Source organism: Emticicia fluvialis (assembly GCF_024793945.1).
GTDB lineage: Bacteria > Bacteroidota > Bacteroidia > Cytophagales > Spirosomataceae > Emticicia > Emticicia fluvialis.
Genome location: NZ_JANUSD010000011.1, coordinates 156,545 through 182,853 on the forward strand (window position 1 = coordinate 156,545; position 26,309 = coordinate 182,853).

Annotated in this window: 24 protein-coding genes and 1 tRNA gene; 16 read left to right on the plus strand and 9 right to left on the minus strand. The window is 43.3% G+C overall.

Annotated elements, in window-relative coordinates; translation table 11 throughout:
- The first annotated feature begins 43 nt into the window (after window positions 1–43).
- From glgP to NZ848_RS14205, 5 genes are all read left to right on the plus strand, one after another.
- Window positions 44–1,690, plus strand: coding sequence for an alpha-glucan family phosphorylase (gene glgP, locus NZ848_RS14185; RefSeq protein WP_259016030.1), 1,647 nt, complete (start codon window positions 44–46; stop codon window positions 1,688–1,690).
- Window positions 1,691–1,912: 222 nt separating this feature from the next.
- Window positions 1,913–2,260 carry a hypothetical protein gene (locus NZ848_RS14190; RefSeq protein WP_253529407.1) on the plus strand — a complete coding sequence of 116 codons (348 nt, stop codon included), beginning with the start codon at window positions 1,913–1,915 and terminating at the stop codon, window positions 2,258–2,260.
- Between the two features lie 262 nt (window positions 2,261–2,522).
- Entirely contained in the window at window positions 2,523–3,659 is a 1,137-nt protein-coding gene (locus NZ848_RS14195) for an efflux RND transporter periplasmic adaptor subunit (protein WP_259016031.1), read from the plus strand.
- Window positions 3,660–3,670: 11 nt separating this feature from the next.
- Complete coding sequence (locus tag NZ848_RS14200; RefSeq protein ID WP_259016032.1) at window positions 3,671–6,823, plus strand: efflux RND transporter permease subunit; 3,153 nt, start codon at window positions 3,671–3,673, stop codon at window positions 6,821–6,823.
- Window positions 6,824–6,839: 16 nt separating this feature from the next.
- Window positions 6,840–8,255 (plus strand): efflux transporter outer membrane subunit, encoded by a 1,416-nt coding sequence (locus tag NZ848_RS14205; RefSeq protein WP_259016033.1) that lies wholly within the window; start codon window positions 6,840–6,842, stop codon window positions 8,253–8,255.
- 58 nt (window positions 8,256–8,313) lie between these two features.
- Here NZ848_RS14205 and NZ848_RS14210 read toward each other — a convergent pair whose 3' ends face one another.
- From NZ848_RS14210 to NZ848_RS14220, 3 genes are all read right to left on the minus strand, one after another.
- Entirely contained in the window at window positions 8,314–10,746 is a 2,433-nt protein-coding gene (locus NZ848_RS14210; RefSeq protein WP_259016034.1) for a TonB-dependent receptor, read from the minus strand.
- A 50-nt stretch (window positions 10,747–10,796) separates the two neighbouring features.
- Window positions 10,797–10,931: a hypothetical protein gene (locus tag NZ848_RS14215; RefSeq protein WP_256503997.1), complete on the minus strand. Its 135-nt coding sequence runs from the start codon at window positions 10,929–10,931 to the stop codon at window positions 10,797–10,799.
- Between the two features lie 128 nt (window positions 10,932–11,059).
- Window positions 11,060–11,962 (minus strand): AraC family transcriptional regulator, encoded by a 903-nt coding sequence (locus NZ848_RS14220; protein WP_259016036.1) that lies wholly within the window; start codon window positions 11,960–11,962, stop codon window positions 11,060–11,062.
- 233 nt (window positions 11,963–12,195) lie between these two features.
- On the opposite strand from NZ848_RS14220, the gene NZ848_RS14225 reads away from it, so the two are divergent.
- The 5 genes from NZ848_RS14225 to NZ848_RS14245 all read left to right on the plus strand — a co-directional run bounded on the left by NZ848_RS14225 (window position 12,196) and on the right by NZ848_RS14245 (window position 15,719).
- Window positions 12,196–12,990 carry a (Fe-S)-binding protein gene (locus NZ848_RS14225; protein WP_259016037.1) on the plus strand — a complete coding sequence of 265 codons (795 nt, stop codon included), beginning with the start codon at window positions 12,196–12,198 and terminating at the stop codon, window positions 12,988–12,990.
- A gap of 80 nt (window positions 12,991–13,070) precedes the next feature.
- Window positions 13,071–13,577: a hypothetical protein gene (locus NZ848_RS14230; protein ID WP_259016039.1), complete on the plus strand. Its 507-nt coding sequence runs from the start codon at window positions 13,071–13,073 to the stop codon at window positions 13,575–13,577.
- Between the two features lie 20 nt (window positions 13,578–13,597).
- Window positions 13,598–14,632 (plus strand): Atu2307/SP_0267 family LLM class monooxygenase, encoded by a 1,035-nt coding sequence (locus tag NZ848_RS14235; protein ID WP_101728087.1) that lies wholly within the window; start codon window positions 13,598–13,600, stop codon window positions 14,630–14,632.
- A gap of 24 nt (window positions 14,633–14,656) precedes the next feature.
- Window positions 14,657–15,148, plus strand: a complete 492-nt coding sequence (locus tag NZ848_RS14240; protein WP_259016040.1) for a GAF domain-containing protein — start codon at window positions 14,657–14,659, stop codon at window positions 15,146–15,148.
- A gap of 1 nt (window position 15,149) precedes the next feature.
- Window positions 15,150–15,719, plus strand: coding sequence for a precorrin-2 dehydrogenase/sirohydrochlorin ferrochelatase family protein (locus NZ848_RS14245; protein WP_259016041.1), 570 nt, complete (start codon window positions 15,150–15,152; stop codon window positions 15,717–15,719).
- Window positions 15,720–15,770: 51 nt separating this feature from the next.
- Here the strand turns inward: NZ848_RS14245 and NZ848_RS14250 are convergent, their stop codons facing one another.
- The gene (locus NZ848_RS14250; RefSeq protein WP_253529460.1) at window positions 15,771–17,531 is read right to left on the minus strand and encodes an ABC transporter ATP-binding protein; all 1,761 of its coding nucleotides are present in this window, start codon (window positions 17,529–17,531) and stop codon (window positions 15,771–15,773) included.
- A gap of 190 nt (window positions 17,532–17,721) precedes the next feature.
- Between NZ848_RS14250 and NZ848_RS14255 the strand changes: the two genes are divergently transcribed.
- The 6 genes from NZ848_RS14255 (at window position 17,722) to NZ848_RS14280 (ending at window position 23,079) form a co-directional block, all read left to right on the plus strand.
- Window positions 17,722–18,402, plus strand: a complete 681-nt coding sequence (locus NZ848_RS14255) for a hypothetical protein (protein ID WP_259016042.1) — start codon at window positions 17,722–17,724, stop codon at window positions 18,400–18,402.
- Window positions 18,403–18,415: 13 nt separating this feature from the next.
- Window positions 18,416–19,585: a glutathionylspermidine synthase family protein gene (locus NZ848_RS14260; protein ID WP_259016043.1), complete on the plus strand. Its 1,170-nt coding sequence runs from the start codon at window positions 18,416–18,418 to the stop codon at window positions 19,583–19,585.
- A gap of 58 nt (window positions 19,586–19,643) precedes the next feature.
- A complete protein-coding gene (locus NZ848_RS14265) occupies window positions 19,644–20,552 on the plus strand; it encodes an alpha/beta hydrolase (protein WP_259016045.1) in 909 nt (302 codons plus the stop codon).
- An 82-nt stretch (window positions 20,553–20,634) separates the two neighbouring features.
- Window positions 20,635–21,333: a hypothetical protein gene (locus NZ848_RS14270; RefSeq protein ID WP_259016047.1), complete on the plus strand. Its 699-nt coding sequence runs from the start codon at window positions 20,635–20,637 to the stop codon at window positions 21,331–21,333.
- Window positions 21,334–21,451: 118 nt separating this feature from the next.
- Window positions 21,452–21,805, plus strand: coding sequence for a YciI family protein (locus NZ848_RS14275; RefSeq protein ID WP_259016048.1), 354 nt, complete (start codon window positions 21,452–21,454; stop codon window positions 21,803–21,805).
- 47 nt (window positions 21,806–21,852) lie between these two features.
- Complete coding sequence (locus NZ848_RS14280) at window positions 21,853–23,079, plus strand: RNA polymerase sigma factor (RefSeq protein ID WP_259016049.1); 1,227 nt, start codon at window positions 21,853–21,855, stop codon at window positions 23,077–23,079.
- 73 nt (window positions 23,080–23,152) lie between these two features.
- Here the strand turns inward: NZ848_RS14280 and nusG are convergent, their stop codons facing one another.
- The 5 genes from nusG to NZ848_RS14305 all read right to left on the minus strand — a co-directional run bounded on the left by nusG (window position 23,153) and on the right by NZ848_RS14305 (window position 26,296).
- A complete protein-coding gene (nusG, locus tag NZ848_RS14285) occupies window positions 23,153–23,704 on the minus strand; it encodes a transcription termination/antitermination protein NusG (RefSeq protein ID WP_101728097.1) in 552 nt (183 codons plus the stop codon).
- Between the two features lie 21 nt (window positions 23,705–23,725).
- Window positions 23,726–23,908 (minus strand): preprotein translocase subunit SecE, encoded by a 183-nt coding sequence (gene secE, locus NZ848_RS14290; RefSeq protein ID WP_101728098.1) that lies wholly within the window; start codon window positions 23,906–23,908, stop codon window positions 23,726–23,728.
- Between the two features lie 25 nt (window positions 23,909–23,933).
- Window positions 23,934–24,004: transfer RNA gene (locus NZ848_RS14295), tRNA-Trp, on the minus strand.
- A 130-nt stretch (window positions 24,005–24,134) separates the two neighbouring features.
- The gene (gene tyrS, locus NZ848_RS14300) at window positions 24,135–25,454 is read right to left on the minus strand and encodes a tyrosine--tRNA ligase (RefSeq protein WP_259016050.1); all 1,320 of its coding nucleotides are present in this window, start codon (window positions 25,452–25,454) and stop codon (window positions 24,135–24,137) included.
- Window positions 25,455–25,594: 140 nt separating this feature from the next.
- The gene (locus NZ848_RS14305; RefSeq protein ID WP_101728100.1) at window positions 25,595–26,296 is read right to left on the minus strand and encodes a porin family protein; all 702 of its coding nucleotides are present in this window, start codon (window positions 26,294–26,296) and stop codon (window positions 25,595–25,597) included.
- Window positions 26,297–26,309 lie beyond the last annotated feature (13 nt).

The following is a 26,309-nucleotide window of genomic DNA, read 5'->3' on the forward strand; positions in this document are numbered from 1 at the left end:
TGTCATTGTTGGTAATAATTGCCAAACAAACACCTGAGTAAGTATGAAAAACCTTCCTGAGCAACTGGCTCATCCTTATACTTTTGCCCCCCAATTTAAAAAATCTGCTGTTTATTTCTGTATGGAATTTGCCATAGACCAGGCACTGAAAACCTATTCGGGTGGTCTTGGGTTTCTGGCGGGTTCTCACATGCGCAGTGCGTTTCAACTAAAACAAAACCTGATAGGCATAGGCATCTTGTGGAAGTATGGCTATTACGACCAGGGGCGGAATACTGATAACAGCATGGCGGTGCAATTCCGCGAAAAAATATATAGTTTCATTAAAGACACAGGCATCCGTTTTCAGATAACTATTCAGAATCGCCCTGTCTGGATAGCCGCCTATTTTCTGCCGCCTCAAACTTTCGGCACGGTACCCATGTTCTTCCTTACCAGCGATACTGACGGTAATGACCCCTGGGCGAGAGCCATTTCATACAGATTATATGACGCCGACGCCAATACAAAAATTGCGCAATGTATGATACTGGGCCTGGGTGGCATGAAATTGCTGGACGAACTCAATTATGAGCCGGAAACTTACCATTTTAACGAGGCCCACGCCGTTTCGGGCATTTTTCATTTGTATAAAAAACTGGGCAATGCCACAGAGGTAAAAAAAAGACTGGTGTTTACCACGCATACACCCGAAGAAGCTGGTAACGAAAAGCATGACATCAACCTGCTTGAAAGCATGAGCTTTTTTAACGGCATACCCACCAATGAAGTCAGGAAAATTACAGGCATAAAAGATAACATTTTCAATCATTCACTGGTAGCGCTTCGGTTCAGCAAAAAAGCCAACGGGGTGTCAAAACTTCATGGTGACGTGTCGCGTACGATGTGGAAAGGCTACGCAGGCGTTTGCGAAATTACCCATATAACCAATGCCCAGAATAACCTTTACTGGGCCGATAAAACGCTTGAAAAAGCCAGAAAAAAAGCCGATACAAAAACAATAGCAGACCGAAAAAAAGAACTGAAGAACAGCTTGTTTAAAACCGTGGCCGACCAGTGTGGCAAACTTTTCAAGCCCGAAGTACTCACTGTTGTCTGGACAAGGCGCTTTGCCGGATACAAACGCCCTGATTTACTGACCAGAGACCGCGAGCGTTTTGAAAGACTGATGAAAAACACTCGATACCCGATTCAGTTTATATGGGCGGGCAAACCTTACCCATTTGACGAAGGCGCCATCAATGCATTTAACCATCTGTATTATTTAAGTCATCTTTTCCCAAACATGGCTGTGCTGACGGGTTACGAACTGGCATTATCAAAGACCCTAAAAGACGGGGCTGATGTGTGGCTCAATACGCCTGTGGTAACGCGCGAGGCATCAGGTACCAGCGGTATGACTGCCGCCATGAACGGAGCGCTAAATTTGTCTACATTCGACGGCTGGATTTGCGAATTTGCTACCAAACAGAATTCTTTTGTTGTTCCTGTTGCCCCGGGCTACCCCGAGCATGACAGAGATACACAAGATATCAATAACTTGTTTGATGCACTTGAGCAGCATATTTTACCAGTGTATTATGACAAACCAGCCGAATGGCAGCAAATGGTATGGCAAAGCATGCAAGACGTGAATGCCTTTTTTGATTCAGACAGAATGGCAACCGAATATTACGAAAAACTCTATTAGGCATTTCCGGCAGATTCAATCTTTGAGGGTATCAGAGGGGCATTTCTTCTGATACCTTTTTTTTTGATTGCCAATAATCCATTCCTAATAGATGCACTTCTTTCGTTTGGTCGATTAAATCAAGTTGTTTATAGAGAAATTTAGCAGTTTTTTGAAACCCCGGCAGTGCATTAGTTGTTAATATCTATATTTGCAACAGATATCCTTTTTCTGGTGAAAGACATGAGGCCGGTATTTAAGAAAAAAACTACTACATACGTACATTTTTTATTACTGCTGATGTTCTTATTTATTTGCAGACAGTTCGTAAGTGATGCCTTCCGTATCTATGAACTCACAACAAATGAATCAGAGCTGTGTCTGGATATTAGCATTGAAGATAGTTGTTCTTTTGAAACCAACTTTTATGGTTTGGAAGACGCCGATGAATACATCAGCTCCGGATTTTTCAATCCTGTGGTTGCTGAACATAAACCTGGTAAGGAAGCTGCTTTTTCCGCCTCCCTTGTACATGAAGTGTACCTGGGCCTGAACACCCCCCCTCCCGAACAATCAGATTTGTTCGCCTGAATTTACCGTCGCTACATACTTCCGCAGCCATTACAAGCTGCTGGTGAGGCAGTTGTAACGAAAGTAACATTTTAGCTTCCAACACAAAACACCGTTTTTCTTTGTGGCAAAGTCCTTGTCGGGCTACTGCTATGTATATCATTGTACGATTCCAACAAAAGACTTTGACTTTCAAAGAATTTCTAGGAATAGCCATTTGTATACGATAAATTTAATTTAACACACGCGCTACATTAAATAATATGAATCACCAAGAATGTTTATGAAAAATCTTACAATTACACTTTCGATGCTTATTCTGGCATCTTCCTGCAGCACAGACGATGGTCAGAAGCAAGCTCAGGAGACGGAAAAATTTCCTGTTACATCGCCCATCGCCATCGATACCACGCTTCCGATTGACTACGTGGCAGAGATTAACGCTGTTCAGAACGTAGAAATCAGAGCGAGAGTAAAAGGGTACCTGGACCACATCTATATTGACGAAGGCAAGTATGTAAAACAAGGCCAGCTATTGTTTACTATCAACAACCCTGAGCTGAACGAAAACATTGCCAAAGCATCAGCTGCGCTTAAAAGCACCATTACGGAGTTAAAAGCTACTGAACTTGAACTAAAGAATGTACGCCACCTGGTAGATAAAAATGTGGTTTCAAATACAGAACTTGAAATGGCAAAAAATAAGGTTGATCTGGCCAAAGCCAAAGTGGAAGAAGCACAGGCCAACGAAACTTTTGCCAAAATACAACTATCATATACGCAGGTTAAAGCACCTTTCAGTGGAATTGTAAACCGGATTCCGAACAAAACAGGAAGCCTGATAGAAGACGGCACGCTGCTTACAAGTATTTCTAAAAACGACGAAGTATTTGCCTACTTTGATGTGTCTGAAAAAGAATACCTGAATTATGCCAATGGCCTGAAAGCAGACCAGGAGCAATCTAAAAACGTAACCCTTATACTGGCCAACGGTGAGGAGCATCCGTTTAAAGGACGAATAGAAACCACTGAAGGTGAAATAGAACAAAGCACGGGCAATATAGCTTTCCGTGCCAGATTCAGTAACCCCGACAAGATTCTGAAACACGGTGCCAGCGGTAAAGTACGTTTGCTAAGAAAATACAAAAAAGCACTGATTATTCCGCAGAAAGCCACTTTCGAAATTCAGGATAAGATGTATGTCTATGTCATTGACAAAAGTAATAAGGTCAAGATAAAGCCCATTACAACCAACAGCCGGATGCCTCACTTCTATATCATAGATTCGGGTTTGTCGCCTGATGACAAGATTATCTACGAAGGTATCCAGAATATCAAAGACGGCATGACCGTTGAACCACAGTTTGTGGAAATGAACGAAATATCAAAAGACCTTGTGGCCAACAATGCCATAAAATAACCCTGATACACATGTTTACAAATTTTATTAACCGACCGGTTCTGTCGTTGGTTATATCTATATTTATTGTATTGCTGGGGGTTCTGGCTATGATTGGCCTGCCTATTACACAGTATCCGGACATTGCCCCTCCGGCCGTTTCAGTTATAACCAAGTACACCGGTGCTAATGCCGAAGTGTGCGCCAAAGCCGTAGTAATGCCCCTTGAAAGAGCCATTAACGGGGTGCCGGGTATGACCTACATGACCTCCATGTCTGGTAACGACGGAACCAGCATCATACAGGTATATTTTGAAGTAGGTACCGACCCCGACGTGGCAGCCGTAAACGTACAGAACCGCGTTACAACCGTATTGGACGAATTACCCGAAGAGGTAATTAAAGCCGGAGTATCAACCGAAAAAGAAGTAAACAGTATGTTGATGTACATCAACCTGATTAGTTCTGACACCTCGCTTGACGAAAAATTCATTTATAATTTTGCCGATATAAACGTTTTGGCCGAACTTAAACGAATTGACGGCGTAGGTTTTGTTGATATTATGGGCTCGCGCGAATACGCCATGCGTGTATGGCTGAAACCCGCCCGCATGGATGCCTATGAGATTTCGGCCGAAGACATCATCAAGGCGCTAAAAGAGCAGAATGTTGAAGCAGCCCCCGGTAAAATAGGTGAGAGTTCCGGTCGCCAGTCGCAATCATTACAATATGTATTGCGCTACACAGGTAAGATGACCAAAAAAGAACAGTATGAAAATATTGTGATTAAGGCTTCTGAGAACGGTGAACTGCTTCGCCTGAAAGACGTGGCCGACTTAGAATTTGGTTCGTTAGATTACGACGTGCTTTCAAAGGAAAACGGCAAACCATCAGCCGCCATTGTTTTAAAACAAAGACCGGGCTCAAATGCCAGTGAGGTAATTGCCAATATCAAATCCCGTCTCGAATTCCTGAAAGAAACAACATTTCCGCCGGGCATGACCTACACCATCAGTTATGATGTTTCTCGCTTTCTAGATGCATCAATTCATGAAGTAATCAAAACCCTGATTGAGGCTTTTATTCTGGTAGCCATTGTCGTGTTCCTGTTCCTGCAAGACTTCCGCTCTACCCTTATTCCGGTGCTGGCGGTTCCTGTTTCTCTGGTAGGTACTTTTGCTTTTATGCAATTGTTTGGCTTCTCTATTAACCTTCTTACCCTGTTTGCATTGGTGCTTGCCATTGGTATTGTAGTAGATAACGCCATTGTTGTGGTAGAAGGCGTGCATGCCAAAATGGAAGAAAAACATATTGGCCCCAAAGAAGCCACCATTGAGTCGATGGGTGAAATCAGCAGTGCCATCATTGCCATTACATTGGTTATGTCGGCCGTGTTTGTGCCGGTGGCCTTTCTTTCCGGCCCGGTGGGTGTATTTTACCGGCAGTTCTCGGTCACAATGGCTATTTCCATTGTTATTTCGGGTGTAAATGCGCTTACGCTTACCCCCGCGCTATGTGCATTGATGCTGAAAAACCCACATCTTGAAAAGAAAAAAAGCAATCTACTGACGCGTTTCTTTGATGGCTTCAACCGGAGCTACGATAAACTTTCTGACAAATACAAAACACTTCTCGGCCTTATTGCTAACCGCAGGCTCGTAACCGTACTTGTTCTGGGTGCCTTTTGTGTGGCCACCTGGGGCGTGGGCAAGGTGCTGCCTACCAGCTTTATACCTACCGAAGACCAGGGCACCGTTTATGTAAACGTAACTACACCGGCAGGGGCTACGCTTGAGCGCACAGAAGAAGTAATGAATGAAATAGACCGCATTGCGCAGAAACTTCCAGAGGTTGAATCCATCTCAAGCCTGTCTGGCTTTAGTATGATGACCGACGGTGTAGGTGCGTCGTTCGGTATGAGTACCATCAACCTGAAATCCTGGAGCGAAAGAAAAGCTACTGCTGACGACATCATTGCGCAACTGGTAGAAAAAACCAAACACATTAAAGGTGCCGAGATTCAGTTCTTTCCGCCTCCTGCTGTGCCAGGTTTTGGTAATGCCAGTGGTTTTGAAATGCGACTGCTTGATAAAACCGGTACCGGTAACCTGCAAAGAACAGCAGAAGTAACAGAATCCTTTATGGAAGAGCTCCGTAAACGGCCTGAGATAAAAGAAGTGTTCTCCAGCTTCAACCCTAATTTCCCGCAGTATCTTATTCATATTGATCAGGATATGGCCGCCAAAAAGGGCATTTCGGTTGATAACGCCATGAGCAATCTGCAGTCGCTCATTGGTAGTTTTTATGCTACTAACTTCATTCTCTATGGGCAGATGTACAAAGTAATGATTCAGGCTGACCCTAAGTATCGCGCCCAGCCAGATGATATCATGAAGTTACGTATCAAGAATAAAAATGGTGAAATGGTACCTTACTCCATTTTCAGCCGTATTGAACGCATTTACGGTCCTGAACAGCTCACTCGATACAACATGTATTTTTCAGCGATGTTAAACGGCGAGTCTGCCGACGGCTACAGTAGTGGTGATGCCATCCGCGCTATTGAAGAAGTGGCGAAAGAAAAACTTCCGCGTGGATACTCCTACGAATGGTCGGGAATGACACGCGAAGAGGTATTATCCGGCAATCAGGTAATTTACATCTTTATCATCTGTCTCATCTTTGTTTACTTATTGCTGGCTGCTCAGTACGAGAGCTTCATGCTGCCTTTGCCTGTTATTCTTTCATTACCTGTGGGGGTATTCGGCTCGTTGTTCTTCTTATTCCTTTTCGGGCTTGAAAACAACATTTATGCACAGGTGGCCATGGTAATGCTCATAGGTTTGCTGGGCAAAAACGCCATCCTGATTGTTGAGTTTGCCGTATTGCAACAAAAAGAGGGCAAATCTGTACTGGAGGCTGCCATTGGTGGTGCAGTAGCCCGTTTCAGGCCAATCCTCATGACCTCCTTTGCCTTTGTGGCAGGTTTAATTCCGCTTATGTTTGCTTCCGGTGCAGGTGCTATTGGTAACAAAACCATTGGTACTGCGGCTGCCGGGGGTATGCTTTTCGGAACCATTTTTGGGGTAATAGTCATTCCGGGGCTGTACATCATCTTTGCAGGTACATTTAATCGTAACAAAAAAGCTAAAAAAATCACTGAAGAAGCTTATGCCGAAGCCTAAATATATTTACACGCTCATGGCAGCTGTCTTATTAGGCGGCTGCAAAATAAAACAGAATTTACCAGACCAAAAACCAGTAAACCTACCACAGCAATTCAGTGCCAAAGCCGGGGCAGATGCCCACAAACTGGCCACTCTGAATGAGTTTTTTAACGACCCTGCCCTTACTGCCCTGATAGACACAGCGCTTAAGAATAATTTTGATTTGCAGGTGGCCCTTCAAAATATTGAGTTGGCGCGTGCGGGGGTACGTTTCACACAGGGTATTGACAGACCTGATTTATCCGCTGCACTGTCGGTGGGTTCACGTAAGTTCGGTAATTATACAATTGATGGCGTAGGTAACTACGACACCCAGTTTTCTACGAATCTGGATAGCAAGCAAAAGTTGCCTTCACCCAGCATCCCCGATTTTTTCGTGGGCTTACAGTCATCATGGGAAGTTGACTTATGGGGCAAGCTGAAAAGTAAGAAGAAAGCAGCAGCAGCGCGGTTTATTGCCAGTGAACACGGCCGCAATCTGGTGGTAACCTCAATGGTTGCTGAAATTGCCGACGCCTATTTTGAATTATTGATTCTTGACAACGAACTGAAAATACTTGAAGATAACATCCGTCTGCAACAGGAAGCGCTGGATATTGTAAAAGTAATGAAACAGGCCGGTGAAGCCAATCAGTTGGGTGTAGAACTGATGAGCGCCCAGTTGTTGAGCTCACAATCTTTAAAAATTGAGGTAAAACAGAAAATTATTGAAAACGAAAGCCGGATTAATTTCTTATCCGGCAGGTTCCCGCAACCAATTGCACGAAGGGCTGCAGCCTGGGAGACAGTAGTTCCACCAAAACTATCGGCTGGCATTCCTTCACAATTACTTGAAAACCGACCCGATATAAAACAGGCCGAGTTTGATTTAATAGCCGCCGATGCCAACATATATTCAGCCAAGGCAGCATTTTACCCGTCGCTCAACATCAATGGCAGTATGGGTTTGCAGGCATTCAGGGCAGCGGTACTTTTTAATCCGGGTTCGTTTGCCTACAATGTGGCCGGTGGTTTGTTTGCACCATTATTGAACAGACGCCAGCTGATTGCCGAGTTGATGGCATCTGAGGCAGACCAGAAAATTGCCTACACTAATTACAGAAAAACAATTGTGAATAGTTTTACTGAGGTATATAACTACCTGAATCTGATTGAGAATACCAATGAGATGTATGAGTTGAAATCGAAAGAGGTAGAAGTATTGAAAGTAACCATCAACACATCGGTAGAATTATTCAAGTTTGGCAGAGCTACTTATCTGGAGGTAATTACGGCACAAAAAAATGCCTTGCAGGCGCAAATAGAACTAATTAACCTGCGTAAAAGTCAGTTTGAAGGTGTCATCGGGCTTTACAGGGCTTTAGGTGGCGGATGGAAGAGCGTAATATAATTAACCCCACCCGACCCCTCCCCCATTAACGGGGAAGGGCCGGGGGATGGGGTTATCATCAGGCCTTCACACGTTTCTGCTCACTTTCTGAACCGCCGCTCTGGCGTAATTTCAGGTTTTGCCCCTTATTGAATCTAAACGAAAAAGATAACGTTACCACACGGGTATCTAAATAACTGAACCAGCTTGCTGCTGCATTTTTGATGTTGCGGATGTCGCCTCCCACCTGATTGGTGTAAAAAACATCGTTTATGTTCAGTTTTAATGTACCCTTGTCTTTCATTATTTTGGTAGAAACCCCTGCCCTGACCGAGCCGATAGGAATTACCAGAAACTGACCAGACAATACTTTGGTCTGATACGACCCTGCCAGTTCGGCACTCCATTTTTTGTTAATTGTAAACTGATTGGTAGGTACTGCAACCCAAAACCAGCGCGACTCGTTCAGGGTTTCAGTATAAATAGGCCCTTCAAATGTATTATTAAGATAGGCCGTATACAGTTGCACGGTCCACCACTTGGTAACAGGATAAGAGCCGTTCAATTCTATCCCATAAGATACCTGTTTCGCAAAATTGCCGGGCCGGCTATAATAGATATTGCCCCTTTGCTCGTTGGTCTCCGAAATCACATTCTCAATTTTGCTATACTGAAGCGTTGCTGTAACAAAACTGTTGTAAGTATAAGATAACTCAAAATTATAAGAAAACGTAGGCTGCAAAAACGGATTACCACCGTAATACGTAAATCTGTCCATCGGATACGTAAACGGATTCATGTCTTTATAATTCGGGCGGTCTATTCGTCGGCCGATAGAAAGCCCAACTACATGCTTTGAGGCAGAATCTAGCCTGTACTGTGTATAAAAGGTAGGAAACAGATTGGTGTAGTTTCGTTTGAACGACGAATCTTTCACTACTATGTTCCCCAATTGGTTGCCCGTTATGTTGGTATTTTCAACACGTAAACCTAACTGCACCGATATTTTCTTAAAATCTCTGGAGTAGTTGGCATACACTGCATTGATGTTTTCCTTATACTGAAAATTATTAGAGAATGTATAATTGGGCTGCTGTTGTCCGTCTGCCACATCATAAAAATCGGCAATGTTGCCTGTTTTTACAAAACTGGTTTTTGCCCCGGTTTCTACCCTGCCACCTTTTGTTAACGGATGCAGATAATCTACTTTAAGCACTCTGATGCTTATGTCAGAAGGTAAATTTGAAGCCAGAATGGTCTTGCCGGCAAGGCTTCCGTCAGGGTTCAGATTACTGTTTTCAAGCACCTGTTCAATGCTTGACTTATACACAATATTATCTACATTAGCCGATAGCTCTCTGCCCTTACTATTCAGCTGATGCGTCATATTCAGGTTTATGCTGCCATTTTTAAATAAAATATCCATAGGATTATAGGCATCTACCAAACCGGTAATACTGCCCTGTCCGTCTCTGATAACCGCCGTATTTTTCACATTCCGGCTCGATGGGTTAATGAAACCACTTAATGCTATACCCAGCGTAGTTTTTTTGGTTACGTAATAATCGGTGCCAATTCTCAGATTACGGCTTCCGTTCGACGGCCGGATGTATGAATTCTGAACAAAGGTTGAACTCAGCTGACCTGCATCAGTGAAATATTTGCGGGTAATAGTCAAATCCTGATAGGTATTGTTCTGATTAACACTCAGATTAGAGAAGAAATTGAATTGATTGATGCGGTAGTTGAAATTGAAACTGTTGTTGGTACGCAGGTTCTGGCCCTGCCCATAAGACAGATTCAAACCACCATTCATACCTTTGGCTACATTTTTCTTCAAGCGAATGTTGATAACCCCCGAATTACCGGCTGCATCATATTTAGCCGGTGGATTAGGCATGATTTCGATAGATTCAATAGTAGAAGATGGAATAGTACGCAGGAAATTGGCCAAGTCTGCAGCCGACAAATAAGTGGGCTTGTCATCAACAAATACTACTACGCCGCTTTTACCTCGTAAAGATATATTTCCGTTCACATCTACCATTACACCCGGGGCTTTTTCAAGCACCTCAAGCGATGTTACCCCTGCATTGCTTATCAGGGCATCGGGGTTAACAACGGTTCGGTCAATTTTTTGAACCACAAAAGCCTTTTGAGCTGTAATGGCTACTTCCTGCAATTGGTTGTCGCTGTCAGCAAGGGTAATGGTACCCAGATCAAGAGTTGGGCTTTGGCCGCTTAGAATAATTTTATCTGAAACAAACTTAGCCATACCTACAAAACTAACTGAGATTTCGAGGGAATCGTATCTCAGTTTTTCAAATTCAAACTTACCATCAGCATCTGTAAAAGTAGATTTTACGATAACGCCCTTCGGGAATTTCGATAACATAACTGTTGCCCCGACAATGGCTTCATTTTTACTGGTCTTTACAGTACCCTTAATGTTTCCGTTTTGTGCGGTTGCCGTAATGCTGACGAATAATAATAGTAATAGCTTTTTAATCATAATGTATGGTGTGTGTTTAACGTTAGTAATGCTATAAATGTGGCTTATGCTTAATTAAGTACAGCAAACAGCCATTGGCCCGTGGCATAGCCGGCTTTGAATATTACAATGGTGCAGTACACAATTGAAATAACCAACAGAACCCTGAAAGTTTTGGATTGAAGAAACGCTTCTTGCTTTTTCATAATTAGTAAGATTTTAGGATTAGTAAAATTTTGTACCCAAAGGTATCAATTGCCCCGTAAATCAATTTGTCAAATTCTGCTAATTCGTACTTTACATCTTTAAAATGCCGCTATCTGGCTTTGAAAGACTAAGTACGCTTTCCTTTTAAAAATGCTGATGGCGGGAAACCGAAATATCTTTTAAATGCCTTACTGAAGGTGTGTATATCGGCAAAGCCTGATTGCGTTGCTGCTTCTGATACAGCGTACCTGTGTTGCAGTAAAATACTTTTGCCAAATTCCAGCCGTTTTTTAATGATATACTGGTTGGGCGACATCCCAAAAACAGCCTTGAAAAGACGGTAAAAATGGTATTCTGAAAGGCAGGCCTCTTGTGCAATAGTTTTGATTGACAAAGGCAACATAAAGCAGGCGTTTATATAATCTCGTCCTTTTTGCACACGCCGGTACAAATCCTTTCTGGTATCTGGTTTTACGCCTGGTATAGCCCGCAGGTGTCTGAAAACCGGAAGCTGGTCTTGTATAATCTTTTCGGCAATAGTGTAAAAGAACTCATCAGAAATACTATCCTGCTCAGCTAACCCACTTCGAACAGTTGCCGTAAGTTGTCTTAAGTAATGCCCAAGCTGGGTTTCATTATCCCGATAACCGCTTTCAAAAAAGTGAGCCGAAACAAAAAAATTGCCCAGTTCTGCATCACTAAAGGCCGTATCAGGTCGTTTCCAACCGGCAATAACTTCGGCTATCAGCCGGGGGCTTATATTAATGCAAATACCTTTTACGTTTCGGTTCTCATCAACCTCAACCTTGCCTTCGCAGGTGTCGTTAGTTAGCAGATAATCACCTGCTGCAATAGGGTAGCTATGTCCGTTCAGCTGATACCTCTCAATGCCTTCAACCACATACTTGATGGCAAACCCTTCCGATTTTACGGGCTCATAAAATTGCCTTAATGATGAGAAAACTAACGAATTACCATTCATTTTCACTACATCAAGGGTGTTTCCATCTTCATTAAACAAATGAATCATAGGCTCGCAGGTTCAATACGCAACAAATAAACATGGATAATGACCCGATGCCAGGCTTTTTTTGATAAAAGGCTGTTTTTGTAGAAGAATGACATAACAAATCAGCAGACTTTTATTGGCAGCATACTTAACTGCACATTTTAATAATATTTTGCTCTATTATTGCAAATATTATGCAAGCATACTATTTTTGCTATAAGCCTCGGTCTGATGGGGCGACTAACGACAAAACTATGACAGACGCTACAGAATATAAAGTACCTACCATGGCAGAAATGGCCGCTCAGGGAAAAGAACCTGAAGTGCTTTTCTGGGTTGGATGTGCCGGTTCTTTCGACGACCGCTACAAGAAAGTAACCATTGCATTTGTAAAAATTCTGAACAAAATCGGTGTGAACTTTGCCGTGTTGGGCACAGAAGAAAGCTGCACCGGAGACCCAGCCCGCCGGGCCGGTAACGAGTTTACCTTTCAGATGCTTGCCCAGCAGAACATACAGGTACTGAATGGCTACGGCGTAAAGAAAATAGTAACGGCCTGTCCGCATTGTTTCAATACACTCAAAAACGAATACCCCGAGTTAGGTGGCACCTATGAGGTAATCCACCACTCGCAATATCTGCAACAACTCATCAACGACGGCCGCGTGAAGATTGAAGGCGGCGGCACATTTAAAGGCCAGCGAATTACTTTCCATGACTCCTGCTATCTGGGCCGGGCCAACGATGTTTATGAAGCGCCGCGTCAGGTTCTGGCAACTCTGGATGCCGATTTAGTAGAAATGAAGCGATGCCGAACCAATGGTTTGTGCTGCGGTGCCGGCGGAGCCCAGATGTTTAAAGAACCAGAAAAAGGCTTTAAAGATATTAACGTAGAACGCATTGAAGAAGCACTGGCAACCGGTGCCAAAACCATTGCAGTTGCGTGTCCGTTTTGTATGGTCATGATGTCTGACGGCGTGAAAAACAAAGAAAAAGAACATGAGGTAAAGGTGTATGATTTGGCCGAATTGCTGCTTCAGACGCTTTAATACTTCCCTATAAGATACTAGGCTCATAGAACTTTTACAGGCAGATTGAATGTTTATCTAACAGAATAAAAACCTGTAGTATGTATATTTCTTTTGAACAATTACCTCAGAGCGCGCGCATCTGGATATACCAGGCTAACCGTACACTAACCGATAATGAGGTTTCTTTAGTTGAAACTACACTTCAACCTGCTGTAACCAAGTGGGCGGCTCACGGCACTGCACTATTAGCTTCAGTAAAAGTGCTGCTGAATCGTTTTGTAATTATTGCCCTTGACGAAAGCCAGTACGAAGCCAGCGGTTGTTCAATAGATGCTTCTACCCGTTGGTTTAAAGAACTGGGCGAACAACTGAATGTTGATTTCTTCGACCGCTCGCAGGCCTACCTTGATGGTAGCGAAATAAAAACTTTTTCTATTTTCCAGCCTAAAAAAGCCATAGAAAGCGGATTAATCGCTGCTGATACGGTTGTTTTCGTGAACAACAATCATATTCAAACATTGGCCGACTTGTCAACCAACTGGCAGATTAAAGCATCAGAAAGCTATCTGAAAAGATTTTTCAATAACGTCAATATCCCGGCATAAAACTCCCACAACAGATTTTCATGGAACTAGGTATCAGTACATTTGGCGAGGTGCATCCTGATGGTGTAGCAGGTAAAGCAGTTAATGCACACGAACGCATGCAGGAATTAATTGCAGAAGGCAAACTGGCAGACGAGGTAGGCTTAGACGTTTTTGCAGTAGGCGAGCATCACCGCCCTGATTTTATCATTTCAGCGCCAGAAGTGGCTTTGGCTGCCATTGCTGCGGTTACTAAAAATATACGTTTGTCAAGTTCAGTAACGGTTTTAAGCTCTGCAGACCCGGTCCGGACATTCCAGAACTTTTCTACGCTCGACCTCATCTCAAACGGTCGTGCCGAGATACTGGCAGGCAGGGGTTCATTTACAGAGTCTTTCCCATTATTTGGTTATGATTTGCAAGACTATAACGAGTTGTTTATAGAAAAACTCGATTTACTTTCAAAAATCAACCAGTCGGAAATCATAACCTGGAAAGGTAAACACAGAGCGCCCATTTACAAATTGGGTGTGTATCCAAGACCCATTCAGGAGTCATTGCCCATCTGGCTTGCCGTTGGTGGCACTCCGGCATCGGCTATCAGAGCAGGTAAAATGAACCTGCCTATGACACTGGCCATCTTAGGAGGCAGACCCAGCCAGTATGTGCCGTTTGTAAACCTTTACAAGCAGTCGTTCAAAGAAGCCGGGCATAACCCTGCCACTTTTCAGTTAGGTATCAACTCGCAGTTTTATATTGCCGACACCTCGCAGGAAGCGGAGGACGAGTTCTGGCCGTCATACGAAAAACTGATGAACCGGGTGGGTAGAGAACGCGGGTGGTCACCCATAACCCGTGAGCATTTCGAACTTTCATGCTTACCTGACGGCCCTTTGTTTGTAGGTAGTCCGCAGCAGGTAATCGACAAAATACTCTATCAGTCAGAACTTTTTGGCCATACACGCTTTTTGGCACAGATGGTAAAGGGAGACATTCCTCACGCCAAAATATTAAAAACCATTGAGCTGTTTGGCTCAGTGGTAGCCCCCGAGGTAAGAAAAGCCTTGAAAGCATAAGAATAATTTTAAAACCGGAAATTGATGGCCGAGACCTTATATATACCACAAACAGCAACTCGCAAAGAGATTTACGACAGCCTGTTGCCCCAGGTAGAAGCGTTAATCAGTACAGAAACAGACACCATTGCCAATCTGGCCAATATAGCGGCCGTTTTGAAAGAGGCATTCGGTTTTTTCTGGGTAGGCTTCTATATAAAGAAAGAAAATCAATTGGTGCTGGGGCCGTTTCAGGGGCCCTTAGCCTGCACACGCATTAATTTTGATAAAGGCGTATGCGGCTATTGCTACCGCACAAGAGAAACAGTGATAGTACCTGATGTAGACAAATTCCCGGGGCATATTGCCTGTAGTTCGGCCTCAAAGTCAGAAATCGTGGTACCTGTTTTTGACCAAACCGGCCAGGTAGCTATGGTGCTGGATGTTGACAGCGATGAACTGGATGATTTCTCGGAGGTAGATAAAGACGGGCTTGAGAAAATGATGCAATTATTACAAAAGACTTTTACGCTTTGATATGAACACACTGTTTCCGATATTTCTGAAACTTGAGCACCTGCATACGCTTATTGTAGGCGGTGGAAACGTAGGTCTTGAAAAGCTGGAAGCCGTATTGAAAAACTCACCCAAAGCGAAAATCACACTGGTAGCGCCTGAGATAAAAGAAGAAATCAGGCATCTGGCACAAAGCCATGACCTGACCCTTGTTTTTGAAAAGTATGACAGCCAGTACCTCCATGGCATTGATTTGGTAATTGCCGGAACAGATGATAAATCGGTGAATCAACAGGTACAGATAGATTGCAAAGCCAGAAAAATAATGGTTAATATTGCTGATACCCCCGACCTGTGCGATTTTTACCTGAGCTCGGTGGTGCAGAAAGATGATTTAAAAATCGCCATTTCAACCAATGGTAAGTCGCCGACTTTTGCCAAGCGTTTCAGAGAAATACTGGAGGAAATCTTACCTGATAATCTTCAGGAAACCCTCGACAACCTGCAGGCCATCAGAAACAAACTGAAAGGGGATTTTCAGGACAAAGTGCAGAAACTGAACGAGATTACCAAGGTAATGCGAAACCAATAAAAAATGCCCCTGATTGCTCAGGGGCATTTTTTATTCGCAAATTCAACAGTTTCAGGCTACTGCCAGCGTGTTTTTCCGCTCCCCTATCTGCTGTCTCCACATAGCATAGTACAAACCTTTTTCGGCCAGCAGTTCTTCATGCCTGCCTACTTCAATAATACGGCCCTGCTCCAGAACAAAAATTTTGTCGGCGTGCATAACGGTACTCAGGCGGTGCGCAATCATAACGGTAATGTAATCTCCCAGCGCTGTTACAGCTTTTACGGTATTGGTAATTTCTTCTTCGGTAAGTGAATCAAGGGCAGAGGTAGCCTCATCAAAAACAAAAATTTTCGGATTCCTCAACAATGCCCTGGCAATAGAAAGTCTTTGTTTTTCACCACCCGAAATCTTAATGCCACCTTCTCCAATAACTGATTCAATGCCATTATCGGCACGGGCAAGCAATGTCTGGCAGGCAGCTTTATTGAGTGCCTCCATAATTTCATCATCAGTGGCGGTTGGATGTGCAAACAAGAGGTTTTCTTTAATTGTGCCCGAAAACAACTGTGTATCTTGCGTTACAAAGCCAATCTGTGTGCGTAGCTCTTCAATATTTATTCGGTCTGACGGCAGGTTATTGTAATGAATTACCCCACTTGACGGATTATACAAACCTACCAGCAACTTCACCAAAGTGGTTTTGCCAGAGCCTGAAGGCCCCACAAAAGCAACTGTTTGCCCTTCGTTTACTTCAAAGTTCACTTGGTCTAATGCATTAGCGTTTGCAGTTAAATGCTTAAAACTCACATTGTCAAATTTCAGATGTCTTACCACACCCAGATGTGTCGGAAACTCAGGCGTTACTTCAATCGGCTTTTTCAGCAATTTGTCAAAGTTATTTAATGAGGCCTCAGCTTCCCGATACGCAATAATCACATTGCCAATTTCCTGCATAGGGCCAAACACAAAAAACGAATAGAACTGTAAACTCAATAACTGCCCTACCGTCATTTGGTCTCTGAATATCAGGAACAATAAAATAAACAGGATGCACTGGCGCAAAAAATTAACAAACGTACCCTGTATGAAACTGATACTGCGCACGCCTCGTACTTTTTTAAGCTCCAGTTGAAGAATCTTGAACGTATTTTGGTTTAATCGTTTAATCTCCTGCGCTGTTAGTCCAAGGCTTTTAATTAACTCTATATTCCGTAATGATTCAGTTGTGGTACCAGCCAGTGCCGTTGTTTCTTTTACAATAACACCCTGAATCTCCTTTATTTTCCTGCTCAGTACCCTCGTAAGGGCTGCCAGTGAAAAGGCACCTGTAAAGTATATAGCTATCAGCCATGAATTAACACTTAACGAATAGATAGTCAGGAAAACAATACCCACCAGAGACGTAAACGCCACATTAATAAAAGAGGTAATAAACTTCTCAGAATCGGTACGCACTTTCTGCAAAACAGATAGTGTTTCTCCGCTTCGCTGGTCTTCAAATTGCTGATAAGGCAATTTAAGGGTGTGCCTGAGGCCATCAGTAAACACACTGGCGCCCAGTTTCTGAATTACCATGTTTACAACGTAGTCTTGCAACGTTTTGGCAATACGGCTTACCATAGCCACACCGATAATCGCCAGGAGCATCAGCAGTACCCCTTTCATAAAGTCAGGTTCGGCAAAATCTTTGGCCCGATTGGCGTATTTATCAATCAGTTTCCCAAAAATATATGGATCCAGTAAAGAGAAAGTCTGGTTAACAGCCGCCAGAAACAATGCCAGCACCACCTGCCAACGGTAGCGGCTTAAATAATGTAAAAGAAGTTTCATCAGATTTTTCTTTGGAAATGTCGTAGGTTATAAAGCATCAACAAACTGCTTCTCTAAATAATTCCAAACGTTTTCAGACTTGCTACATCAATTTTTACCCACATTTTTAGTAGAAATAACCGTTCTTCCAATCCTGCTTTGTTTATCTTTACTTTTAGGAAACCTTTGTTACTCAAAACTAAACCGAATTATGACACCCATTAGTACCCGTGCTTTCATCAGGAAAGTAAAGGATATTACCATCAGCAGTACATTGGCACTGGCTGTTTTAGGAAGCAGCTTTACCGTGCAGAGTTGCAACAACGACTCTGACAGTGACTATGAATATGAAGAAGTAGAGGTTTTTACAAAAGGGGTAAGAACTTATATAACTGAAACGGCTAAAGGTGAGTTTAAAATTACCGACGAGATTGAAGTGCCGGCCGATAGCTCAAAAGCCATTGTAACTTATCTGGATGGCAAAAAGGATACACTTTCGCCCAGAGCAGTAAAGGCTTTGATTGATAATGAGGTACGTACAAATGCCAGCCACATAGGGCAGAACAACAATCTATCTAATGCCTTGCTATATGGAGGTATGGGCTACCTGCTGGCCAAAACCATGAGCCCCAATTATGCCCAATACAGGCCAGACATCAACACCTCTAACGGTTTCAGCCAAAGCTCAGGTTCAAGAAGAGATTCTTCTTCTCATCGCAGACATGGATATTATGGCGGCGGTATGATGAGGTACTATGCTACCACGGCTGCCTTTCAGCGCTCAGGCGAAATCCACCAGAGCATTAACCATTCAAGAACCACTATGGCCAGGCCCGCGGGTGGCAAAACCGGGTTTTTCCGCAGTTCAAGCCACGACAGCCATCATTCATAAATATATCTGATACATGAAATTTAGAAAATTACTGATACCACCTCAAACCTCATTACGAAATGCCGGTTGGGACTGGATGTTGGGTGAAGATACATTGCCGTATATTACAGATGATGCCGCAATAGTTACTGAGCAGGAAGCTGAAGCATATTATGAAGCAGCCAACGAGCTATACGAACTGTACATTGAAGCCGCTCAACACGTGCTGGATAACAACCGGCTGGAAGAACTGGGCATACCTGAAAATCTGCACAGACTGGTAAGATACTCATGGGACGCCGACAAACACTGGCATTTATATGGCAGATTTGACCTGAGCGGCGGATTGGATGGACAGCCCATAAAGCTGATAGAATTTAATGCAGATACCGCCACCTGCATACCAGAAACCGCCATTATTCAGTGGGCATCGTTGAAAGCCAATAATCTGGATGAAAGCCGTCAGTTTAATACGCTTTACGAAAGTCTGGTAGAGAACTTCAGGCAAGTGCAGATTGAGAATCCCGGCTTTGAGCCTTCTCTGTTAATCTCTACCATGAGAGATTTCCCGGAAGACGACACCAATATGCAGGTATTGGGGGAGGCCGCCAGAGAAGCAGGATTTGAAGTAGCTTTTGAATATATAGACGAGGTGGAGTTTTCTGCCATTGAAGGTATCTACAAACAAAACCCTAAAGATGGCAGCTTTACCAGATATGACTATTGGTTTAAGCTGATTCCGTGGGAATATATTGGCTGGGACGAACCGGAACTGGCAGATATACTGACCGAAATAGTTATTAACCAAAAAGCGGTGGTACTAAACCCGGCCTATACCCTGCTGTTTCAGTCGAAGGGTATTCTGAAAGTTTTATGGGAGCTAAACCCAGACCACCCGCTTTTATTACAGACGGAATCTCAAGCGCTTGCTGGCAAAGCCAGCGTAGAAAAAGTGTTGTTTGGCCGTGAAGGAGCTAACGTGAGAATCCTGACAGCCGACGGTGCATCTCTTGAACATAAAGACGGTGAATACTTTGAACAGAACACTGTTTTTCAGGAATACACCGAATTTCTGAAAGATAATGCCGGTAAATATTATCAGGCAGGAGTATTTTTTGCAGGCGAAGCCTGTGGCCTGGGTTTTAGAAAAGGAGGTAAAATTATTGACAACACCGCTCAGTTTTGTGGGCATGTAATTGACTAACTTTGTTGCCCAATCGGGCATTTTGTTTATATTTATAATTTAAACCAATAGTTAAATCATGAAAAGCCCGGTTACTTCGCTGCTTTTATGCATTTTAATTTCCTCTTTTGCATTCGGGCAGCCAGCAAATAAGGTTATCTCGTTTTTTCCGGCGGGCACCCGGCTTCATGGTAATATACCTTACGCTAAAGATACCCTGCAAAAGCATCTGTTGGATATTTACTTACCTGCCAATGCCAAAGCCGGTATGCCGCTGGTAGTATGGGTGCATGGTGGTGGCTGGATGCAGAACGATAAATATGCCGACATGAGCTACATGAAGAAGACCATCCATGCGCTGCTCAATAATGGTTTTGCTCTTGCTTCTATTGATTACCGCCACAGCACACAAGCTGTTTTTCCGGCACAAATACAAGATTGTAATCAGGCAGTTGAGTTTCTATATCAGAATGCCGGAAAATATGGCTATAACAAAGACAAAATAGCCTTGATGGGCTTTTCGGCGGGTGGGCATCTGGCTTCTTTGCTGGCGCTTTCGCATAACAACGGTGTGCCTTCGTTTTTGGCTGCCGGAAGCAAAAACTCATTCAGAATTGCTGCTGTGGTAGATTTTTACGGGCCTGCTGATTTTCTGGCCATGCTAAAACCAGAACAACCCAAAGGAACAGTTGATGCCGTAAGTATGCTACTTGGCGCCTCACCAATTGACCGACCAGACCTGGCAAAACAGGCCAGCCCTGTTACTTATATAGATAAAAATGACGCGCCATTCCTGATTATTCAGGGCGAAAAAGACCCATCGGTTCCACAGAATCAGTCTAAACTACTGAGATCATGGCTAACGTTAGCGCATGTAAAAAATCACCTGATTATTGTAAAAGATGCGCCGCATTACGGCGAAATGTTTGATGAAGCCTACATCAAAGACAAGATTATTGATTTTCTGAAAACCGAATTGAAATACTAAGCCATTTTAGAAATTCGTTTAAACCATATTTACAGGCATTAATAAGCCATATTCTTTTCTGGTCTCAGTTAAAAATTTAAAAATGGTAAGCAAGCGCAGGTGGTTTAATAGTATTATGGTATTGGTTGTTATTGCAAGTGGTATCTGGTATTATTTCAGCCTCCCCAAAAACAAAAAAGAAGTTGAAGGCCTTGCCGAATATGACTCTCTGGCTCAACAGCCCCCCTTCAAAAAAATAGTTTTGAGACCCTTTAAACATGTAGTGGTTAATTGCGACCTTGGCCCTGTGAAAGTGTATCTGGAGGCCGACCGGAAATCATATATTGAAATGCACCGCAATTTCATGAAATATGTTGAATTAACTTTTAAAGGCGATACCCTGATCATACACACCCTTAAAACTCCCAAATCAACCGAAGAAAAGCCCATACAAAGACAGATTTACCTGCATTCGCCCGATTTACAATCCTACTGGGGCGAAGCCACCCAGACCATCTTCTCAGACCTTGCCACTAATAGACTTACAGTCAATAGCCGGAGCAGTTATATCCGCTTTGTTAGCTGCGAAATTGAGAATCTTACACTCACAACCAATAAGGCCTGTAATTATGTGCTCGACCCAAGTTGTTCTTTTAACCATGTTATTGCGCGCATCAATAAATCAAGCGCACTTACCTGTCTCGCACGTGTACAAACAGAATTAAGGCTCACAGCTGTCAATCTTACATACATAACACTCAGCCAGCAGAATGCTTCAAAATTGAGGATTGTGAAAGATTAATGGCTTCCATGACAAGCATTGGTATTTTTATGTTAATTTTCGATTGCCCTGTCCAATCCGCTTCAACTCAATTGTTATGTTACTGAAAACATTTCAAAACCGTTAAACGCTTAAAAAAATGGACGAATACCTATTGATTTTCAGACATGAAGATGGCAGCAAGGTGGCATCTCCCGAACAAATGCAGGTTTGGATGAAACAAACTATGGACTGGATTGGCGGCATTGCGGCTCAGAACAAATTTGTAGGTGGCAACGGCCTGCCTCACGACCACGCCAGAGTAGTACATCATAACAACGTAGTAACCAATGGCCCGTTTGGTGATATAAAAGAAACACTCGGGGGGTACATTGTTGTAAAAGCCGAATCGATAGACGAAGCCGTTGAATTTGCTAAAGGATGCCCTGTTTTGCAGGGAGAAGGCAACACCGTAGAAGTAAGAAAAGTGGCCAAAGGTGATGGTGTTCATTAAAAATCAGCGCAGCCCTTCCCGTAATGGTAAGGGCTCACCCAAACCCTATGCAGCATCAGGAACTCATACCACATTTGTTCAGAACCGAGTTCAGGAAGATAACCGTGGTGTTGTCAAAACTGATGGGTATAGCACATATTGAAACCGCCGAAGACATAGCCGGCGATACCTTTCTGCTGGCCTTTGAAACATGGCCTTACCGGGGCATCCCGCCCAACCCTACCGCCTGGCTCTATGCGGTTGCTAAAAACAAGGCCAGGAATATCATTGCCCGTAATCTGATTTTTAATGAAAAAGTGGGCCCTTTGGTTTCATCGGAAGCAACCACAAGCCAGGAGGTAGAAATTGACCTGTCAGACAAAAACATGACAGACAGCCAGCTACAGATGCTCTTTGCTGTGTGCCACCCCTCTATTGCTATTGAAGCGCAGATAGGGCTGGCATTGCGCATTCTTTGCGGTTTTGGGATAGATGAAATAGCCACGGCTTTTCTGACTAATAAAGAAACCATCAATAAAAGGCTTTACAGAGCAAAGGAGAAACTGCGAACCGAAAAAGTAGCCATTGAGTTTCCGCCTGAAACTGAGATACCCAGCCGGTTAAATGCTGTGCTGCGCACCCTGTATCTGCTCTTTAATGAAGGTTATTATTCCGAAAGCCAGGATGCTGTTCTCCGTAATGACCTTTGCCTGGAAGCCATGCGACTTACCTATATGCTCATTGAGAATGAAACCACTAACAAACCGGAGGCAAACGCCTTGCTATCATTGATGTGTTTTCATGCCTCAAGGTTTGAGGCGCGTAAAAATGCAAACGGAGAAATAATTCTATACCAGGAGCAGGACGAAAGTCTATGGAACAAAGAATTGATTGAAAAGGGGATGAATTACCTACACCTGGCTTCTAAAGGCCAACAGGTGTCCAGATATCATCTGGAAGCAGGCATTGCCTACTGGCATACCTTTAAAGCCGATACTTTTGAGAAATGGGAGCAAATACTAAAGCTTTATAACCAGCTTCTGATGCTGGAATATTCGCCCATAGCGGCATTGAACCGCACCTTTGCGTTCTCTAAGGTGCATGGCAAAGCAAAAGCTATTACCGAAGCCGGGAAATTGAATCTGCCCGATAACCCCTATTACTTTACCCTTTTGGGTGAGTTATACAAAGATACCGACACAGCTAAAGCCAGAAATCACTTTGAGCAGGCGTATCAATTAGCCAAAACACAGGCTGACAAACAGGTAATAAAGCGACAGATAGATGCTTTATGAGCCAGGTATAACCTAAAAACAAAAGTCCCTTCTACCTGGGCAGAAGGGACTTTTGTGCGAATAATATCTTGTATTACATCTTTTCTACTTGTACGTAACCAAGTTCTACAGGAGTACTGCGACCGAAAATCTTTACGCTTACGCTTAGTTTTTTCTTGTCTTCGTTTATTTCTTCCACAGTACCGTCGAAACCACTGAATGGCCCGTCGATAACTTTTACATTCTCGCCTTTGGTGAACGTTAATGTTGGAGAAATCACCTCACCTATAACCTCTTCCTGTACACCTAAGATACGGTTAATTTCTGACTGACGAAGAGGCTCCGGAGTCATTGAGGTACCGTTGTTACGGCCAAGAAAGCCAATAACACCCGGCATACTTTTAATCATGTGCAATACCTCACCATTGTTCAGGTCGGCATTCACAAGAATATAGCCCGGAAAATAACTTTTCTCACGTACACGTTTTTTACCGTTACGCACTTCGGTTATTTTTTCCGATGGAATTAAAATTGTAGGAACCAGATCACTTAATTTGCGACGAATGGCTTCATTCTCGATGTAGGACTTAATCTTCTTCTCCTGCCCCGAAACTGCTCTTACAACATACCAATTAATTTCGCTCATCGTTAGCAAAAATTTAAGGTTTTACACTGATTGATAAAATAAACGGAGACCGTTCTCAATCAAAAAATCAATAACACCCACAACCAAAGCAAAAATAATTGATGCCACCAATACAAGTGTAGCACTTGATTGCAGCTCACTCCACTTTGGCCAGGTTACCTCTTTGGTTACTTCTACCCAAGAGTTTTTGAAAAATTCTACCATAAAATTTTTATGTTCTTTTTACTTGCACGGGCACCAGGATTCGAACCCAGACCAAAGGTTTTGGAGACCCTCGTACTACCCTTATACTATGCCCGTGTATATTACCAAAAATCCTTTGGGGTTGCAAAGATAGATAGTTTTTTTATTCTTGCCAAATCAATCAATAAAATAACTAATAATCTTTGGTAATATTTTTATTTGCTGCATCAGCCGGCGGCTGCCGGTATCAGCTTATTTTCACAATATGATTCTTCTTGCCCTTACCTACCAGCAGATATTTGCCCTGCAGTAATTGCAAAGACGATAACGCCAGTTTCTCGTCGGTAATTTTCTCTTTGTTAATGCTCACCCCGTTACCCTGTATGGCTCTGCGGGCTTCGCCTTTAGAGGCATATACTTCATTGCGGGTTACTGACGATATCAAATCAAGCACGTTGGTGCAGATATCCCACTCTTCTTTACTGATTTCAGTTTGAGGCACACCTTCAAAAACACTGGTAAAGGTATTTTCGTCCAGACTTTGCAGGGTTTCAAGGGTAGCTTTTCCAAATAAAACCTCCGACGCCTTCACGGCCAGCTCATATTGCGCTTCACCGTGTACCCGAATGGTTACATCTTTACCTAAGGCCTTCTGGGCAAATCTCAGATGCGGCGCTTCGGCATGCTGCTTTTCAATCTCTTCAATTTCAGCTTTTGAGTATAAAGTAAATACCCGCAATAAACGCGGCACATCGGCGTCGTTCTGGTTAAGCCAGAACTGGTAGAAAGCATAAGGCGAGGTCATGCCCGCATCTAACCATACGTTGCCACCTTCAGACTTACCAAACTTGGTTCCGTCTGCTTTGGTTACTAATGGGGTAGTCAGTGCAAATGCCTGATAATCTGCCGCATCCTCGCTGTTATCTTCGCCGGTAATGGCCGATTCTTTCCTTCTGATAAGCTCTGTACCGGTTGTGATGTTACCCCACTGGTCAGAACCGCCCATCTGAATACGTACGCCTTTATTTTTATATAGCCAGTAGTAATCGTAACCCTGCAACAACTGATATGAAAACTCGGTGAACGAAATACCGGTTTGCAAACGGTTTTTTACAGAGTCTTTAGACATCATGTAATTAACCGTCAGATACTTGCCTACTTCGCGCAGAAACTGCAAAAAGCCTATTTCCTTAAACCAGTCGTAGTTATTAACTATCTCGGCCGAGTTTACCCCACAATCAAAATCCAGAAATTTAGACAATTGCGCACGAATGGCATCCTGGTTTTCTTTCAGTGTTTCTTCTGACAAAAACTGACGCTCGGCCGATTTACCTGAGGGGTCACCCACCATTCCGGTTGCTCCGCCTACCAGTGCATAAGGTTTGTGGCCTGCCAGCTGAAAATGTTTCAGCAACATAACAGTTGCCAGATTACCTATATGTAACGACCTGGCCGTTGGGTCAAACCCGATATACCCGGCGGTCATTTCTTTGTTCAGCTGGTCTTCTGTGCCCGGCATGGCGTCTTGCAACATACCACGCCAGCGTAATTCTTCAATAAAATTCATACTCAACCGATTCGTCGGCACGCCCGCAAGCGGCGGGAAATTTAAAACGTATATTTAATAAGCGTGCCACGCTTTGCGGGGCGTGGCACTTATTTCTGTTGCAAACTTACAAACGATTTAACAAATCATCGTTACTAAATTTATTTCTTTTTTTTCTTGTCGCCGTGTTTCCTCCACCAGTTGAAATAATCGCTGAAATTATAAGTTGCCGAAATCTGAAGCGTTCTGTTCTGGAACTCCAAAGGTATCGGGGCCTTGCCAGTCGGGGTGTAAGTTTTATTTGTTGTATTAGATAAACCATGAACATACCGGATATTAATACTAAACAAATGAGCCACATCCAGCATATCAATTCGCAGGCCACCTACTACGTTCAGGTCATGCTGGTTATATGGCCCCCGGCTGGTTCCGGCATTTATGGCATAGCCGTACTCTGGCCCTGCCACAATTGAAATATTTTTGGCTACCTCATAACCAAATAACACAGGTACGCTAATGTACCGGTACTGATTACGTAAAATGGTATTGCCGGTTTCGGCAAAATTGGTAGAAGCCTTAAAGCTGCCCCCTCTTACCTGATAATATACTTCTGGCTGGATACTGAATTTCTTCAGATTAAGACGATAGAACAAACCCGCATTGTAGTCATTTCTGAACTTGGGTATAATATTACTGGGGTTATCAACAATAATTGTTTTCGATATACCCGTACCCACCTTAAAGCCATACTGGCTCAATGGCCGTATCTGGGCAGATGATAGCAAACTAACGATAAGAAGCAGCGAAGTGAGACCTACTGTAAGTGTATTTTTTGATTGCTTTTGACTGTGTATTTGTTCCATCAGCGGATATTAA

What these genes read in the sequence shown, in the direction of transcription:
- glgP (WP_259016030.1), top strand. Translation starts at nt 44, where the DNA reads ATGAAAAACCTTCCTGAGCAACTGGCTCATCCTTATACTTTTGCCCCC.
- NZ848_RS14190 (WP_253529407.1), top strand. Translation starts at nt 1,913, where the DNA reads ATGAGGCCGGTATTTAAGAAAAAAACTACTACATACGTACATTTTTTA.
- NZ848_RS14195 (WP_259016031.1), top strand. Translation starts at nt 2,523, where the DNA reads ATGAAAAATCTTACAATTACACTTTCGATGCTTATTCTGGCATCTTCC.
- NZ848_RS14200 (WP_259016032.1), top strand. Translation starts at nt 3,671, where the DNA reads ATGTTTACAAATTTTATTAACCGACCGGTTCTGTCGTTGGTTATATCT.
- NZ848_RS14205 (WP_259016033.1), top strand. Translation starts at nt 6,840, where the DNA reads ATGGCAGCTGTCTTATTAGGCGGCTGCAAAATAAAACAGAATTTACCA.
- NZ848_RS14210 (WP_259016034.1), bottom strand. Translation starts at nt 10,746, where the DNA reads ATGATTAAAAAGCTATTACTATTATTATTCGTCAGCATTACGGCAACC.
- NZ848_RS14215 (WP_256503997.1), bottom strand. Translation starts at nt 10,931, where the DNA reads ATGAAAAAGCAAGAAGCGTTTCTTCAATCCAAAACTTTCAGGGTTCTG.
- NZ848_RS14220 (WP_259016036.1), bottom strand. Translation starts at nt 11,962, where the DNA reads ATGATTCATTTGTTTAATGAAGATGGAAACACCCTTGATGTAGTGAAA.
- NZ848_RS14225 (WP_259016037.1), top strand. Translation starts at nt 12,196, where the DNA reads ATGACAGACGCTACAGAATATAAAGTACCTACCATGGCAGAAATGGCC.
- NZ848_RS14230 (WP_259016039.1), top strand. Translation starts at nt 13,071, where the DNA reads ATGTATATTTCTTTTGAACAATTACCTCAGAGCGCGCGCATCTGGATA.
- NZ848_RS14235 (WP_101728087.1), top strand. Translation starts at nt 13,598, where the DNA reads ATGGAACTAGGTATCAGTACATTTGGCGAGGTGCATCCTGATGGTGTA.
- NZ848_RS14240 (WP_259016040.1), top strand. Translation starts at nt 14,657, where the DNA reads ATGGCCGAGACCTTATATATACCACAAACAGCAACTCGCAAAGAGATT.
- NZ848_RS14245 (WP_259016041.1), top strand. Translation starts at nt 15,150, where the DNA reads ATGAACACACTGTTTCCGATATTTCTGAAACTTGAGCACCTGCATACG.
- NZ848_RS14250 (WP_253529460.1), bottom strand. Translation starts at nt 17,531, where the DNA reads ATGAAACTTCTTTTACATTATTTAAGCCGCTACCGTTGGCAGGTGGTG.
- NZ848_RS14255 (WP_259016042.1), top strand. Translation starts at nt 17,722, where the DNA reads ATGACACCCATTAGTACCCGTGCTTTCATCAGGAAAGTAAAGGATATT.
- NZ848_RS14260 (WP_259016043.1), top strand. Translation starts at nt 18,416, where the DNA reads ATGAAATTTAGAAAATTACTGATACCACCTCAAACCTCATTACGAAAT.
- NZ848_RS14265 (WP_259016045.1), top strand. Translation starts at nt 19,644, where the DNA reads ATGAAAAGCCCGGTTACTTCGCTGCTTTTATGCATTTTAATTTCCTCT.
- NZ848_RS14270 (WP_259016047.1), top strand. Translation starts at nt 20,635, where the DNA reads ATGGTAAGCAAGCGCAGGTGGTTTAATAGTATTATGGTATTGGTTGTT.
- NZ848_RS14275 (WP_259016048.1), top strand. Translation starts at nt 21,452, where the DNA reads ATGGACGAATACCTATTGATTTTCAGACATGAAGATGGCAGCAAGGTG.
- NZ848_RS14280 (WP_259016049.1), top strand. Translation starts at nt 21,853, where the DNA reads ATGCAGCATCAGGAACTCATACCACATTTGTTCAGAACCGAGTTCAGG.
- nusG (WP_101728097.1), bottom strand. Translation starts at nt 23,704, where the DNA reads ATGAGCGAAATTAATTGGTATGTTGTAAGAGCAGTTTCGGGGCAGGAG.
- secE (WP_101728098.1), bottom strand. Translation starts at nt 23,908, where the DNA reads ATGGTAGAATTTTTCAAAAACTCTTGGGTAGAAGTAACCAAAGAGGTA.
- tyrS (WP_259016050.1), bottom strand. Translation starts at nt 25,454, where the DNA reads ATGAATTTTATTGAAGAATTACGCTGGCGTGGTATGTTGCAAGACGCC.
- NZ848_RS14305 (WP_101728100.1), bottom strand. Translation starts at nt 26,296, where the DNA reads ATGGAACAAATACACAGTCAAAAGCAATCAAAAAATACACTTACAGTA.